This window comes from Stenotrophomonas geniculata ATCC 19374 = JCM 13324 (genome assembly GCF_001431625.1).
GTDB classification, from domain to species: Bacteria; Pseudomonadota; Gammaproteobacteria; order Xanthomonadales; family Xanthomonadaceae; genus Stenotrophomonas; species Stenotrophomonas geniculata.
The window spans coordinates 1-14,428 of record NZ_LLXT01000154.1 but is presented as its reverse complement, the minus strand read 5'-3'; the positions used below and the strand labels follow the sequence as shown (position 1 = coordinate 14,428).

The following is a 14,428-nucleotide window of genomic DNA, read 5'->3' as shown; positions in this document are numbered from 1 at the left end:
GGCCGGGCCGGCGATCACTTCAGTCCGGCAGCGAGAACTGCACCGGCACCATGCCGATGGCCGGCACGGCCACGCCATCACGCTGGGCCGGCTCGAAGCGCCAGTGCCTGAGCACCTGCTGGCGTGCGGCCTGGTCCAGGCTGCGCGAGCCACTGCTGCGCTCGATGCTGACCACCGCCGGCTGCCCGTGGGTGTCCACCTCTACCCGCAACAGCACCGTACCCTGCTCGCGGTTGCGCAGTGCCGCCAGCGGGTAGGCCGGCGGCGGGGCGCTGCGGTATTGCAGCTGGGCGCCGGCCAGTGGTGTGGCGGTATCGATGCTCGGTGCGAGCTGGGGCGGGGCCGGTTCGGCGGCCGGCAGTGCGATGCCCTGGGTTTCCTCTACGGTCGCGGTGGGTGCGGGCAGCGGCGGTACCACCGGCTGCGTCCGCGGTTTGGGCACCACCTGGACGATCTCTTTCGGCGGGATCGGAACCGGCGGCGTGGGCGGTGGCGGGATCTTCTCGATCAGCCTGACCGCAGTCTTGTCACGCGGGACCTGCACAGCCTGGTAGGTCGCCGGGATCAGCAGCAGCAGGAAGGCCAGCAGATGCAGGGCGATGGCCGCGCTCCAGGCGGCAACGCGGGCGGGGTCGAACTGCGGGGATGCAACGGGATACGTACGAACCATGGTCCACCTCCATGCCAGTGACGAAGTCCTCAACGCACCAGGGCCCGTGGCGGGGTTGCCGCACGCGGCTGGCAGTCCATCAGTAGCGCGACATGGCGGCCACTGCCTAGAGGCAGGGGGGCGATCGTTGGGCTGGCCTTCAGCCAGTGCCGGCTGCGGACATGAAAAAAGGCGGATCCCCTGCGGGATCCGCCTTTGCCGGCAATGACGAACGGGATCAGCGACCCAGTTCGAACACCACGTCCAGGTTGACCGAGACGGTCGATTCACCCGGTGCGACCGGGGTGGCCTTGTCCATCGCCGCGCCGGCCGACATGGCCCGCATCATCGGCATCGGGCGGTAGCCGCCGCCGGCGTTCTCGGAAATGCTGACGATGCGGCGCACCTGCAGGCCCAGCGACTTTGCATAGGTCTGGGCGCGGGCCTGGGCCTTCTTCAGTGCAGCCAGGCGGGCTTCGTCATAGACCGGTTCCGGCTGGTCGATCTCGAAGCTGGGGCCATTGATCTGGTTGGCGCCCTGCGCAGCCAGTGCGTCCAGCACCTTGCCCAGCTTGGCGATGTCGCGCACCTTCAGGCTGACCGTGTTGCTGGCCTGGTAGCCGGTGATCTTCGGCGCTTCGTTGTCGGCATAGCGGTACTGCGGGTTGAGGCTGACGCCACTGGTCTGCACGTCGCGCTCGGCGATGCCGGCGGCCTTGATCGCGGCCAGTACCTTGTCCATCTGCTGGGCGTTCTGGCGCATGGCGCTGTTGCCATCGGCGGCCTGGGTGACCACGCCGGCCGACAGGGTGGCCACGTCCGGCACGCGGGTGGCCTCGGCGTTGGCCGAGATGTTCAGCAGGGTGCCTTCGGCCGGAGCGGCGATCGACGGCGACGACGGGGCAGCATGGGCGGTCATCGAGGTTCCAAGGGCGAGGGACAGGGCGAGCAGCAGCGGGGTGGCGGTCAGGCGCATGGAGAACTCCTTGTTGTGCCGTTGAGGGTGGTGTCGTAGCGATGAACGCGCTGTGAGCCCGTTCGGGGTTGGGTACGTTCCGGGACGGGTTGCCGACGATTCAGGTGGCAGCCTCAGGTTATGCTGTGCCGATGCTCTACCTTGCTTCCCGCTCCCCCCGACGCAACCAGCTGCTGGCCCGACTCGGACGCCCCTTCCAGGCCTTGGACCTGGAGGTCGTCGAGCAGCGCGCGCCCGCTGAAAGCGCCGAACAGTATGTCTGCCGGGTCGCCGCCGACAAGGCGCGCGCCGGCCTGGCCCGGGTGCTGGCCGATGACCCGCAGGCGCGGGTGCTTGGCTCGGATACCGAGGTGGTGCTGGACGGCGAGGTGTTCGGCAAGCCTGTCGATGCTGCCGACGCGCGCGCGATGCTGGCACGTCTTGCCGGGCGTACCCATCAGGTAATGACCGCCGTGGTGGTGGTCGGCGCGGACGGGCTGGACAGCGAGCTGGTCATTTCCGAAGTGACCTTCGCCCCGATCGATGCCGCCGACATCGCCGCCTACGTGGCCACCGGCGAACCGCTGGACAAGGCGGGCGCCTACGCCATCCAGGGCGGGGCCGAGCGCTGGATCGAGCACCTGTCCGGGAGTTACTCCGGGGTGATGGGGCTGCCGTTGCTGCACACCGATCGTTTGCTGGCGCGCTGTGGCGTGCCGGCCCCCACTGCCGATGCCGCCAGGGAGGCTGCCGATGTCTGAGGAAATCCTGGTCAATGTGACCCCGCGCGAGACCCGGGTCGCGGTGATCGAAAATGGCATGCTGCAGGAACTGCACATCGAGCGCGGCTGGCGCCGGGGTGTGGTCGGCAACATCTACAAGGGCAAGGTACAGCGGGTGATGCCCGGCATGCAGGCGGCCTTCGTCGAAGTCGGGCTGGAGCGTGCCGCGTTCCTGCACGCCAACGACGTGGTGCGGCCGGCGCCGGTAGCCAGTGCCGACACCGAGAACACCACGCTGCCGCCGCCGTCCAGCGTGCCGATCGTCGAGCTCCTGCGCGACGGCCAGGACATCGTGGTGCAGGTGGTGAAGGATCCGATCGGCACCAAGGGCGCCCGCCTGACCACCCAGATCAGCATTCCCTCGCGCTACATGGTGCTGCTGCCGCAGTCCAAGGTGGTGGGCGTGTCGGCGCGCATCGAGGATGAAACCGAGCGTGCGCGCCTGAAGGCGCTGGTCACCGAACTGTCGGCGCAGCACGGGGGCTACGGCTACATCGTGCGTACCAATGCCGAGGGCCAGCCGGCCGAAGCCATCGCCGAGGACATCGCCTACCTGTCGCGCGTATGGAACGTGGTCGAGCGTCGTGGCCGCGAAGCGGCCTCGTGCAGCAACATCTATGAAGACCTGAGCCTGCCGCTGCGATCGGTACGCGACCTGATCCGCAAGGATGTGGACAAGGTGAAGGTGGACTCCAAGGAGACCTTCGCGCAGTTGCAGGCCTTTGTTGCCAAGTACATGCCGGTGCTGGCGGAGAAGATCGAGCTGTACAGCGGCGATCGCCCGATCTTCGACATGTTCGGGGTGGAGGACGAGATCGGCCGCGCGCTGGACAAGCAGGTGCCGCTGAAATCCGGTGGTTACCTGGTGATCGACCAGACCGAGGCGATGACCACCATCGACGTCAACACCGGTTCGTTCCTCGGCCAGCGCAACCTGGAAGAGACGGTGTTCCGCACCAACCTGGAAGCGGCACAGGCGGTGGCACGGCAGCTGCGCCTGCGCAACCTGGGCGGCATCATCATCATCGACTTCATCGACATGGATGATGCCGAGCACCGCCGCCAGGTATTGCGTACGCTGGAAAAGGCGCTGGCCCGTGACCATGCCAAGACCACGGTGTACGACTTCTCGCCGCTGGGCCTGGTGGAGATGACCCGCAAGCGCACGGTGGAAAGCCTGGAGCGCCAGCTGTCGGAAACCTGCCCGCAGTGCAGCGGCCGCGGCAGCATCAAGACCACCGAAACGGTGACCTACGAGATCTTCCGCGAGATCACCCGTGCCGTGCGCCAGTTCGATGCCGCGCGCCTGCTGGTGATCGCCTCGACCAAGGTGGTCGCGCGCATCACCGACGAGGAATCCGCGGCGGTGGCCGAGCTGGAGGAATTCCTCGGCAAGAGCATCCGCTTCCAGGCGGACGAGCAGTACCTGCAGGAGCAATTCGATGTTGTTCTGCTCTGATCCTCGCCGGCCGCAGGCCGGCGGTGGCCGATGAGCGCGCCGCCGCGCCTGCGACTGCGAAGGATCCGCCGTCATTTCATTGCCGCCTGCGCGGTGGGCCTGGTCGGGCTGGCACTGCTGGTGGGCACCCTCAGCCAGCTGCTGCCGCTGGCCGAGCGCCATCCCGACAGGATTGCCGCCTGGTTGAGTGAACGCGCCGGCCAGCCGGTGCGTTTCGACCAGCTGCAGACGGCCTGGACCCGGCGTGGTCCGCTGCTGCAGCTCAAGGGCCTGCGCATTGGCGCCGGCCAAGGCCTGGCGATCGGCGAGGCCGAGGTGCTGGTATCGATGTACAGCGGGCTGCTGCCCGGCCGCTCGTTGACCGAACTGCGCCTGCGTGGCTTGGCACTGGACCTGCAGCAGGGCGAGGACGGCCGCTGGTCGGTGCGTGGCCTGCCGCAGGCCGCCAATGGCGGGGACCCGCTGGATGCGCTGCGCCGTCTGGGCGAACTGCAGGTGATCGGGGGCCGCCTGGGCGTGCATGCGCCGGGGCTGGGGATCGATACCACGCTGCCACGCATCGACGTGCGCCTGCGGGTCAATGGCGACCGCCTGCGTCTAGGCGTGCGCGCCTGGGCCCAGACCGAAGCGCTGCCGTTGACGGCGGTGCTGGACGTGGACCGCGTGCGCGGCAACGGTCAGGCCTGGCTGGGCGCCGATCCGGTCGATTTTCATGCCTGGTCGCCGCTGCTGGCGGCCGGCGGTGTGCGCCTGCGCGAAGGCAAGGGCGAACTCAACCTGTGGCTGACCCTGCGCGATTTCGCGCCGGTGGCGGTGACCACCGATTCGGACCTGCGTGATGTCCGCATCGATGGCGCACCGATGCCCGCGATGGCGGCTCCGCAGCTGCAGCTGCAGCGGTTGCAGGCACGCCTGCGCTGGCAGCGCCAGGCCGATGGCTGGGCATTGCAGGTGCCGCGCCTGCGCCTGAAAACCGAAGAAGGCGAGCAGCAGCTCGATGGCCTGCAGCTGCAGCTCGGCAAGCAGCTGCGGGTCAGTTCTGGCGAAGTGCAGGCCGGCATCGCGCTGCGTGCGCTGGCCCTGAGCGATCGTCTTGAACCCGGCCTGCGTCGCTGGCTGTTCCTGTCCAGGCCGCAGCTGGACGTGCGCGAGCTGCAGCTGGCGGGCGAACGTGATGGCCCGCTGTGGGCGCAGGGCGAACTGCAGTCGCTGGGCTTCGCCAGCGTGGGCAATTCGCCCGGCCTGCGCGGCCTGGGCGGGCGCTTCGAAGGCGACGCGGATGGCTTCAGCCTGCAGCTGCAGCCGCAACGCCAGCTGCAGTTCGATTGGCCGACCGGTTTCGGCGTGCGCCACGATCTGCACCTGGCGGGCCAGGTGGTGGGCTGGCGCGATGAAGGCGGTGGCTGGCGCATCGGCACGGCAGCGATGCGCGTGGAAGGCACCGATTACGCGGCGGACGTGCGCGGTGGTGTCTGGTTCCAGGGCGACGGTACGCGGCCGTGGCTGCAGCTGGCGGCCAAGCTGGACGACGTGCCGATGACCGCGGCCAAGCGCTTCTGGATCCACTCCAAGATGAGCAAGGGCGCCACCGACTGGCTGGACATGGCGCTGGCCGGTGGGCAGGTGCGCAACGGCATCGGCCTGGTCAGTGGCGACCTGGACGACTGGCCGTTCGACAACAACGATGGCCGCTTCGAGGCGACCGGCCATATCACCAATGGTGACATCCGCTTCCAGCACGACTGGCCGTTGATGCGCCAGGTCGATGCCGATATCGCCTTCATCGGCCCCGGCTTCGACATGCACGGCCGCGGCGATCTGGCCGGCGTGGCGGTGCAGAAATTCGAGGCGGGCATCCAGGATTTCGGGCAGCAGCCGCTGTACGTGCGTGCCGATGCGCAGAGCGAGGCCGGCAGGCTGCTGGCCATGCTGCGGCAGAGCCCGCTGCACAAGGATTATGGCGACACCCTGGACAACCTCACCGCTGCGGGCCCGGCGCATGTGACCTTCGATCTGCTGCAGCCGCTGCACCACGATGAAGGTGGCGGCCACCTGCAGGGAACGGTCGATCTGGCCGGCGTGAAGCTGGTCGACAAGCGCTTCCAGCTCACCTTTGACAACATGCACGGGCAGGCGCGCTACAGCAACGGCGGTTTCGGCGCCGAGGAACTGGCGGTGCGCCACCTCGGCCAGGACGGTCGTCTGAGCCTGCGTGCCGGTGGCTACGTGCACGACAGCAAGCTGGCCTTTGAATCGCAGTTGTCGGCCAACCTCGATGCTGGCGTGCTGATCGACCGCGCGCCGGAAATGGCGTGGCTGAAGCCCTACATCGCCGGCACCTCGCCGTGGACCATCGCGGTCAATCTGCCCAAGGTCGCTCCGGGGGCGCCTGCGCCGCCCAGCGAGCTGCGGTTGAGCTCCGATCTGGTCGGGACCCGGCTGGACCTGCCGGCGCCGCTGGACAAACCGGCTGCCGAGCCGTTGGCGACCACCGTGGCTGCACAGCTGCCGATGGGGGCCGGCCGCATCGACGTGTCGTTCGGCCAGCGCCTGGCGCTGGCTGCGCGCAGCCACAACAACCAGACGGGTGTGCAGGTGACGCTGGGCAGCGACCATGCCGATCGCGAGCCGCCACCGAGCGGACTGTCCGTGAATGGCCGCAGCCCGACCCTGGATGCGCTGGAGTGGATCGGCCTGGCCCGTAGTGGCAACGACGATGACGGCATGCCGCTGCGTGCGGTGGATGTGCAGGTCGGCAAGCTGATGCTGGTCGGTGGTGTGTTCGAGCAGACCCGGTTGCAGCTGCGCCCGGGAGCGCAGGCACTGGATGTACGCCTGGACGGCCCGTCGCTGGCCGGGCGCCTGACCGTCCCCAATGCAGACGGCGGCACCATCAGTGGCCAGCTCGACCGCGTGCACTGGCAGTCATTGCCGGCGGCTCCAGATGTACCGGCCGCACCGGCACGGGTACAGGCAGGCGCCAACGACATGGACCCGGCCAAGCTGCCGCCGTTCGCGCTGGACATCGCCGACCTGAAGTTCGGCAAAGTGGTGCTGGGCCAGGCGGTGCTGCGTACGCGGCCGCTGGCCAATGGCCTGAACGTGGATGAGCTGCGCTTCCGTGCGCCCGACCAGGAGATCGACATCAGTGGTCGCTGGCTGGGCCGCAGCGGTGGTGCCCGCACCGAGCTGACCGCTCAGGTGCGCAGCGAGGATCTGGGCGGACTGATGCAGAACCTCGACTACGGCGGCCAGCTGCGTGGCGGCTCCGGCCAGGCGCAGCTGCAGGCCACGTGGAGTGGGGGGCCGTCGGACTTCCAGCTGGGCAACCTGCAGGGCCGCCTGGACCTGCACGCACGCAACGGCCAGCTGCTGGAGCTGGAGCCGGGCGCCGGCCGCGTGCTGGGCCTGCTCAGCGTGACCCAGCTGCCGCGGCGCCTGATGTTCGACTTCCGCGACTTCTTCTCCAAGGGCTTCGCGTTCAACCAGATCGACGGCAGCATGCAGTTCGGCCAGGGCATGGCGCGCACAGACAAGGTGCTGATCGAAGGCCCGGCAGCCAACATCACCATCCGCGGCCAGGCCGACCTGCGCAACCAGCAGTTCGACCAGACCATCGACGTCAACCCGCGCGCAGGCAATCTGCTGACCGTGGTGGGGGCGGTGGCCGGTGGCCCGGTGGGGGCGGCGCTGGGCGCGGCTACCAATGCGGTATTGTCCAAACCACTGGGCGAGATTGGCGCCCGTACCTACAAGGTGACCGGTCCATGGAAGGAACCGAAGGTGGAAGTGATCGAGCGCAGCCGCGAGAAGGCTCCGGCACCGGCACCGGCCATTCCGCCGACCGTCACCGGCCTGCCGCGCGCGCGTTGAGCGCGGCTTTCCTGTTCACGGGGCTTGCCTGAGCGCCCCCGCATCCCCAGATCGAGAACCATGACTGATATCGCCCTGACGCTTGCCCAAGACCGCCTGCTGCGCCCTGGTGGCCTGGATACCGCTGGCCTGGAGCACACCTTCGGGCAGCTGCTCGGCCCCGGTGTGGACTTTGGTGACCTTTACTTCCAGCACGCCCGCCGCGAGAGCTGGAGCGTGGAAGACGGCATCGTCAAGGACGGCGCGCATTCCATCGAGCAGGGCGTGGGCGTGCGGGCGATTTCCGGCGAGAAGACCGGTTTCGCCTACTCCGACGACATCCATGCCGATGCGCTGCGGGTGGCGGCGCAGTCGGCGCGCGCGATCTCGCGTGAAGGTGGTGCCCAGACCGGGCGCTCGCTGCTGCGCGGCAACGCGCGCGCGCTGTACCCGGCGCTGGACCCGATTGATGGCGTCGGCAACGAGGCCAAGGTCGAGGTGCTCAAGCGCCTGGACGGCTACCTGCGTGCTGCCGACCCGCGCGTGAAGCAGGTGATGGTCAGCCTGTCCGGCGGCGTCGATACGGTGCTGATCGCCCGCAGCGACGGCGTGCTGGGCGCCGACGTGCGCCCGCTGGTGCGCCTGAACGTGCAGGTGATCGTCGAGCACAACGGCCGTCGCGAGTCCGGCTATGCCGGTGGCGGTGGTCGCTATGGCTATGAGGAGCTGTTCGCCGACGGCCGCCCGGAAGCCTTCGCCCGTGAGGCGCTGCGCCAGGCGCTGGTGAATCTTGAAGCGGTACCGGCACCGGCCGGCGTGATGCCGGTGGTGCTGGGCCCGGGCTGGCCCGGTGTGCTGCTGCATGAAGCGGTCGGCCATGGCCTGGAGGGCGACTTCAACCGCAAGGGCACCAGCGTCTACGCGGGGCGCATCGGCGAGCGCGTTGCCGCCCCGGGCGTGACGATCGTCGATGACGGCACGCTGGATGGACGCCGTGGTTCGTTGAACATCGACGACGAGGGTCATCCCAGCCAGTGCACCACGCTGATCGAGGACGGCATCCTGGTCGGCTACATGCAGGACAGCCTCAACGCGCGCCTGATGGGCGTGGCGCCGACCGGCAATGGTCGCCGCGAATCGTTCGCGCACATGACCATGCCGCGCATGACCAACACCTACATGCGCGCCGGCCAGCATGACCCGCAGGAGATGATCCGTTCGGTGAAGAAGGGCCTGTACGCGGTCAACTTCGGCGGCGGCCAGGTCGACATCACCAGTGGCAAGTACGTGTTCTCGGCCACCGAGGCCTACCTGATCGAGGACGGCCGCATCACCACGCCGGTGAAGGGCGCGACCCTGATCGGCAACGGTCCGGAAACCATGCAGAAGGTGCGCATGGTCGGCAACGACCTGGCCCTGGACGAGGGCGTGGGCATCTGCGGCAAGGACGGGCAGAGCGTGCCGGTGGGTGTCGGCCAGCCCTCGTTGCTGATCGAGGGCATCACCGTCGGCGGTACCCAGGCCTGAGCCGGGCGATGGCCAGTGCCACCGCCCCTGCCGGCGAGGACTCAGTCCTCGTCGGCTTCGTCGGTTTCAATGGGGTCGGCGTCTTCGGCGCTGGCCTTCAGGCCCAACGCGGCCGGCAGCATCAGGGCGCGCAGCACCTGGAAAATTTCGCGGTAGGCGCGCGGCGGCTTGTTCTTCGCCTTCTCGGCCTGGGCATTGCGCACCAGCGTGCGCAGCTGCTGGCGGTCGGCCTGCGGGTAGTCGTCCAGCAGTGCCGCCAGTGCCTTGTCACCCTCGGCCAGCAGGCGCTCGCGCCAGTCTTCCGCGCGGTGCATCATCGCCACTTCGCGGCGGCCGGTTTCGCTGTTGGCGTCCAGCGCATCGCGGATCGCATCCAGCGTGGCGTCTTCTTCGCGGCGCATGTGCTTGGCCAGGAACGCCAGCTGGCGCTTGTGGGCGATGTGGGCGGTGATGCGCTTGCACTCGGCGATATGCGGCAGCAGGTCTTCCGGAATCGGCAGGCGCGCCAGCTGGGCCGGGGTCAACGACACCAGCTTCTCGCCCAGGGCCAGGACGTCGAGCGCATCGCGCCGGTTCTGGCTGCGGCTCTTGTCGTGGAATTCACCGGTTTCTTCGTCGCGTCCGCGCATCGTTCCTACCTGATCTCAAAAAAAGTCGCCCGGCGTGATGCCGGGCCCAACCCGTACAGGATAAAGCATTGAACGTGATCGCCCCTGAAGTCGCTGTCGGCGACGACAGCCCGGCCCGGCTGGAACGGCTGGCCGACCTTTCCCAGCAGCTGCTCGACCGTGCCCGGGCGCTGGGCGCCAGCCAGGCCGAGGTCAGCTGCAGCGAGGACCGTGGCCTGGAGGTCAATGTCCGCCTTGGCGAGGTTGAGACCGTGCAGTCCACCCGCGACCGCGGTATCGCCGTCACCGTCTATTTCGGCCAACGCAAGGGCAGCGCCAGCACCGGCGACCTGAACGAGGCCAGCCTCACCGCCACGGTCGAGCAGGCCTGCGCGATCGCCCGCCATACCGAGGACGACCCGGCCGCCGGCCTGGCCGAGGCGGCGCTGATGGCGACCGACTTCCCCGACCTGGACAGCTGGCATCCCTGGGCACTGCAGGCCGACGAGGCGGTGGACCTGGCCCTGGCCTGCGAGAACGCAGGTCGTGAGGCCGATGCGCAGATCCGTAACTCCGACGGCGCCTCGGTGTCGAGCATGCAGAGCCTGTCGGTGTACGCCAATTCGCATGGCTTTTTCGGCCGTGAGCGTGGCACCCATCATTCGGTGGGCTGTGCGCTGATCGCCGGCCAGGGCGATGGCATGCAGCGCGATGGCTGGTACACCAGCGCGCTGGCCCGCGAGGACCTGGAGGAGGTGGGCCTGGTCGGTCGTCGTGCCGCCGAGCGTACCGTCGCCCGCCTGCAGCCTCGCTCGATGGCCACCGGCAGCATGCCGGTGCTGTTCGCCCCGGAAGTCGCGCGCAGCCTGGTCGGTCACCTGCTGTCGGCGGTGTCCGGCGGTGCCCTGTACCGCCAGGCCAGCTTCCTGCTGGACAGTGTTGGCCAGCAGCTGTTCCCGGACTGGATGCAGATCGAGGAACTGCCCCACCTGCGCCGTGGCCTGCGCTCGGCCGCCTTCGACGGTGACGGCGTGGCCACCCGTGCTTCGGCCCTGGTCCGTGACGGCGTGCTGCAGCGCTATGTGCTGGGCAGCTACTCGGCGCGCAAGCTGGGCCTGCAGACCACCGCCAATGCCGGTGGCGTGCACAACCTGCAACTGGCCGCCAACGCGGGCTCCCTGCATGAGATCGCCCGCCAGATGGGCGATGGCCTGCTGGTGACCGAGCTGATGGGGCAGGGCGTGAACGGGGTGACCGGCGACTACTCGCGCGGTGCCGGCGGCTTCCGCGTCGAGAATGGCGAGATCCAGTACCCGGTGGATGGCATCACCATCGCCGGCAACCTGCGCGAGATGTTCAGCAGCATCGAAGCGGTCGGCAGCGACGTGGACCCGCGCTCGCACATCCGGACCGGTTCGATCCTGCTGGGGCGGATGACCATCGCCGGTAATGATTGATGGCGTCGATGGCGTAAGCTATGCCCGCCTGACGCAACCAGCTTGGTGCTGGTGGGTCAAGACCACCCAATGAAAAGGAGTTTTGTCGTGAGCGAATTCGATAACGTCCCGCCGCCGCCGGCCACCACCGACGTGCCGGCCGACCAGCGCACCATGGCCCTGGCTGCCCACCTGCTGGGCATCTTCACCGGCTTCATCGGCGCACTGATCATCTGGCTGATCAACAAGGACGATGCTGGCAAGGCTTTCGTGACCGACCAGGCCAAGGAAGCCCTGAACTTCCAGATCACCTTGACCATCGCCATGGTCATCAGCATGATCCTGACCATCGTGATCATCGGCGTCTTCCTGGCCCCGATCGTCGGCATCATCAGCCTGGTGTTCAGCATCATCGCAGCGGTCAAGGCCAACAACGGCGAAGCCTATCGCTACCCGTTCGCGCTGCGCCTGATCAAGTAATACCGGCTGCATGCGGAACTGAAAACGCCCGGCATTGCCGGGCGTTTTCATGTGTGGGGAGCGACGGGCGGTGCCCGGCGAGCGATCAATGATCGCGTTCGACCGCCAGCGTCGCCAGCGCACGCAGCGCATCGGCTTCCTCGCCATACCCGGCCAGGATCGACTGCATGCGTGCAGCGAGTTCGTGCAGCTGGGCCTTTGCGCCGTCCATGCCAAGCAGGGCGGGGAAGGTGCTCTTGTCCTGCGCCTGGTCCTTGCCGGCGGTCTTGCCCAGCTGCTCGGAACTGGCCTCGACATCGAGGATGTCGTCGCGTACCTGGAAGGCCAGGCCGAGTGCATCGGCGAAGCTGTCCAGCTGGGCCAGCTGCGGTTCGTGGGCCTGGCCGCACAGCGCGCCCATGCGCACTGCCGCGCGGATCAGGGCGCCGGTCTTCAGCGCATGCATGCGGGTCAATGCCGCCAGCGTCTGCTGCTGGCCGGTGGCATCGATATCCAGGGCCTGGCCGCCGCACATGCCGGACGCGCCGGAGGCGTGGGCCAGGGTCTGCAGGCAGGCCACGCGCAGCGTGGCCGGCAGCGGTGCATCGGCCAGCAGGCCGAAGGCACGGGTCTGCAGCGCGTCGCCGGCGAGGATCGCGGTAGCTTCGTCGAAGGCGATGTGGGTGGTCGGCTTGCCACGGCGCAGCGCGTCGTCATCCATCGCCGGCAGGTCGTCATGCACCAGCGAGTAGGCGTGGATGAGTTCGACGGACATAGCCGCCGCATCCAGGCTTTCCAGCTGTGCACCGAACAGGTGGCCACTGGCGTAGACCAGCAGCGGGCGCATGCGCTTGCCACCGCCCAGCACCGAATAGCGCATGGCCTGGTGCAGGCGCTGCGGTGCTTCGGCAGGCGAGGGCAGGGCAGCGTCGAGCTGGCTTTCGATACGGTCGCGCCAGCGCGCGAACAGAACCTCAGCCGTCATGGTTGGGCGGATCGAAGGGCTCGGATGCTTCCGGCTGCGCCGGATCGCTGAGCAGGCGCACGCGCAGTTCGGCCTGCTCCAGCGCCTGCTGGCACTGGCGATACAGACCGACGCCACGTTCGTAAGCACTGAGCGAGGCTTCCAGGCTCAGCTCGCCGGTTTCCATCTGCTCCATCAGCTGTTCCAGCGATTCGAGCGACTGCTCGAACTGGGCGACCGGGGAGGCGTTTTCGGGGGACTTCTTGGCCATGTGGCAAGTGTGGACGGGCCGCGCGCGGGGGTCAATTCACCAGCCGCCGGGACGCCACTGCAGCTGCGCCTGGTGGGCCTGCAACCAGGCCTGCAGTGGCGCGGAGATGACCACGTCGGCGGCGGCCAGCAACTGCGGGCCATCAAAGATCAGCGGCAGCTGCGCGCGTCGCCAGGGGGCGAGATGTTCGCGTTGCAGGCAGTCCTTCAATGCGTGCGAATGCTGGCGACCGGGCAGCAGGATGCGCTCTCCGCCCAAGCGTGCACGGACCTGCAGCGGGCGCTCGAAGGCGGCGCCGCCCTGCAGCCGCAGCTGGCCGCCATCGGGCAGCGGCAGGGGAGCATGCCCATCCCATTCGGCCTGCCACGCGCGGGGCAGCGATGGCAGCTGCGCGGGTAGCAGATAGGCATGCTCGCGCCATTGCTGGATGGCATGATCGTGCCAGCGCACCCGCGCCTGGCGATCATTGCCGGCCGGCAGCAGTTCGTCCAGGCCTTGCTGCAGCACCGTGGCCGGCAGTGGGGCGGCACCATGGCCGATCACCCAGGCGCGCAGCACGCGCGCGGCGCGTCCCGATGACACCTGACGCAGCAACTGCAGCGACAGCACGCGTGGAGCGACTTCCAGGTGTGTGATCAGCTCGGCGTCTTCTTCATCCAGCAGTTCGCGGGTCTGCCGGCAATGCAGGACGCTGCCGGCCAACGCGGCGGCGGCGTGCGGCCAGCGCTGGCGCAACAGTGGCAGTACCTGCAGGCGCAGGAAGTTGCGATCGGCGTGGTCTTCGGCGTTGCTGGGATCCTCGATCCAACGCAGCGCGTGTTGCCGGGCATAGTCGAGCAGTGCGGTGCGCGGTGCGTGCAGCAAGGGACGCCACAGGCGGTGCGTACCGAGCTGGCTGTCATCGGCCATCGCGGCAAGGCCATCGACACCGGAGCCGCGCAGCGCGCGGAGCAGGAAGGTCTCGGCCTGATCGTCCTGGTGCTGTGCCAGCGCCAGTGTTTCGCCTTCGCGCAGTTCAGCAGTGAACGCTGCACGTCGTGCTTCGCGCGCTGCGCCTTCGAGGCCCAGGCCTGTGGTTTTGTCGATCTGTACGTGGCGCACGGCCAGCTCGACGCCCAGTGCCGCGCACTGCTGCTGGCAATGCCGTACCCAGTCGTCAGCTGCTGGTTGCAGGCCGTGGTGTACGTGCACCGCACGCAGCGCCGTGCCGGAAGCCTGGGCGCAGCGCCACAGCCAGTGCAGCAGCACGGTGGAGTCGACACCACCGCTGTAGCCCACCAGCAGCGGCGCATCCAGCGGAACGAGGGCAGGGAAGGCAGTCACGGCGGCAAGTATAGGGTTGCTCGGCAGGGCTGCGCCCTGCACCCGCTACGATCCAGAGCAACAGCAACAGCAACAGCAACAGCAACAGCAGAAGCTGGGTTCCTGAAGGACGGCGGGGTGGGCCCGGTTGCGGGAGACGCCGT

Annotated in this window: 12 protein-coding genes; 6 read left to right on the top strand and 6 right to left on the bottom strand. The window is 68.4% G+C overall.

What is annotated here, in order from left to right; translation table 11 throughout:
- Window positions 1-19: 19 nt before the first annotated feature.
- Both ARC63_RS20810 and ARC63_RS20805 read right to left on the bottom strand, forming a co-directional pair.
- Window positions 20-670: an energy transducer TonB gene (locus ARC63_RS20810; RefSeq protein ID WP_019338627.1), complete on the bottom strand. Its 651-nt coding sequence runs from the start codon at window positions 668-670 to the stop codon at window positions 20-22.
- A gap of 217 nt (window positions 671-887) precedes the next feature.
- Complete coding sequence (locus ARC63_RS20805; RefSeq protein ID WP_006382138.1) at window positions 888-1,625, bottom strand: SIMPL domain-containing protein; 738 nt, start codon at window positions 1,623-1,625, stop codon at window positions 888-890.
- 131 nt (window positions 1,626-1,756) lie between these two features.
- On the opposite strand from ARC63_RS20805, the gene ARC63_RS20800 reads away from it, so the two are divergent.
- The 4 genes from ARC63_RS20800 to tldD are packed head-to-tail and all read left to right on the top strand — an operon-like array spanning window position 1,757 to window position 9,224.
- Window positions 1,757-2,365 carry a Maf family nucleotide pyrophosphatase gene (locus tag ARC63_RS20800; RefSeq protein WP_057504293.1) on the top strand — a complete coding sequence of 203 codons (609 nt, stop codon included), beginning with the start codon at window positions 1,757-1,759 and terminating at the stop codon, window positions 2,363-2,365.
- Window positions 2,358-3,845 (top strand): ribonuclease G, encoded by a 1,488-nt coding sequence (rng, locus tag ARC63_RS20795; RefSeq protein ID WP_010482960.1) that lies wholly within the window; start codon window positions 2,358-2,360, stop codon window positions 3,843-3,845. Before ARC63_RS20800 ends, rng begins: the two co-directional genes overlap by 8 nt.
- 30 nt (window positions 3,846-3,875) lie before the next feature.
- Window positions 3,876-7,718 (top strand): YhdP family protein, encoded by a 3,843-nt coding sequence (locus ARC63_RS20790; protein WP_057504292.1) that lies wholly within the window; start codon window positions 3,876-3,878, stop codon window positions 7,716-7,718.
- 60 nt (window positions 7,719-7,778) lie between these two features.
- Window positions 7,779-9,224, top strand: coding sequence for a metalloprotease TldD (tldD, locus tag ARC63_RS20785; protein WP_010482965.1), 1,446 nt, complete (start codon window positions 7,779-7,781; stop codon window positions 9,222-9,224).
- Window positions 9,225-9,265: 41 nt separating this feature from the next.
- Here the strand turns inward: tldD and yjgA are convergent, their stop codons facing one another.
- Window positions 9,266-9,853, bottom strand: coding sequence for a ribosome biogenesis factor YjgA (gene yjgA / locus ARC63_RS20780; protein ID WP_010482967.1), 588 nt, complete (start codon window positions 9,851-9,853; stop codon window positions 9,266-9,268).
- Between the two features lie 68 nt (window positions 9,854-9,921).
- Between yjgA and pmbA the strand changes: the two genes are divergently transcribed.
- Both pmbA and ARC63_RS20770 read left to right on the top strand, forming a co-directional pair.
- Window positions 9,922-11,289 (top strand): metalloprotease PmbA, encoded by a 1,368-nt coding sequence (gene pmbA, locus ARC63_RS20775; RefSeq protein ID WP_043402678.1) that lies wholly within the window; start codon window positions 9,922-9,924, stop codon window positions 11,287-11,289.
- Between the two features lie 87 nt (window positions 11,290-11,376).
- A complete protein-coding gene (locus ARC63_RS20770; RefSeq protein WP_057504291.1) occupies window positions 11,377-11,748 on the top strand; it encodes a DUF4870 domain-containing protein in 372 nt (123 codons plus the stop codon).
- An 85-nt stretch (window positions 11,749-11,833) separates the two neighbouring features.
- Here the strand turns inward: ARC63_RS20770 and ARC63_RS20765 are convergent, their stop codons facing one another.
- The 3 genes from ARC63_RS20765 to tilS are packed head-to-tail and all read right to left on the bottom strand — an operon-like array spanning window position 11,834 to window position 14,285.
- Window positions 11,834-12,712 carry a polyprenyl synthetase family protein gene (locus ARC63_RS20765; RefSeq protein WP_019338621.1) on the bottom strand — a complete coding sequence of 293 codons (879 nt, stop codon included), beginning with the start codon at window positions 12,710-12,712 and terminating at the stop codon, window positions 11,834-11,836.
- Window positions 12,702-12,962 (bottom strand): exodeoxyribonuclease VII small subunit, encoded by a 261-nt coding sequence (locus ARC63_RS20760; RefSeq protein ID WP_057504290.1) that lies wholly within the window; start codon window positions 12,960-12,962, stop codon window positions 12,702-12,704. Before ARC63_RS20760 ends, ARC63_RS20765 begins: the two co-directional genes overlap by 11 nt.
- Before the next feature lie 36 nt (window positions 12,963-12,998).
- Window positions 12,999-14,285: a tRNA lysidine(34) synthetase TilS gene (tilS, locus tag ARC63_RS20755; RefSeq protein ID WP_228354686.1), complete on the bottom strand. Its 1,287-nt coding sequence runs from the start codon at window positions 14,283-14,285 to the stop codon at window positions 12,999-13,001.
- Between the last annotated feature and the right edge of the window lie 143 nt (window positions 14,286-14,428).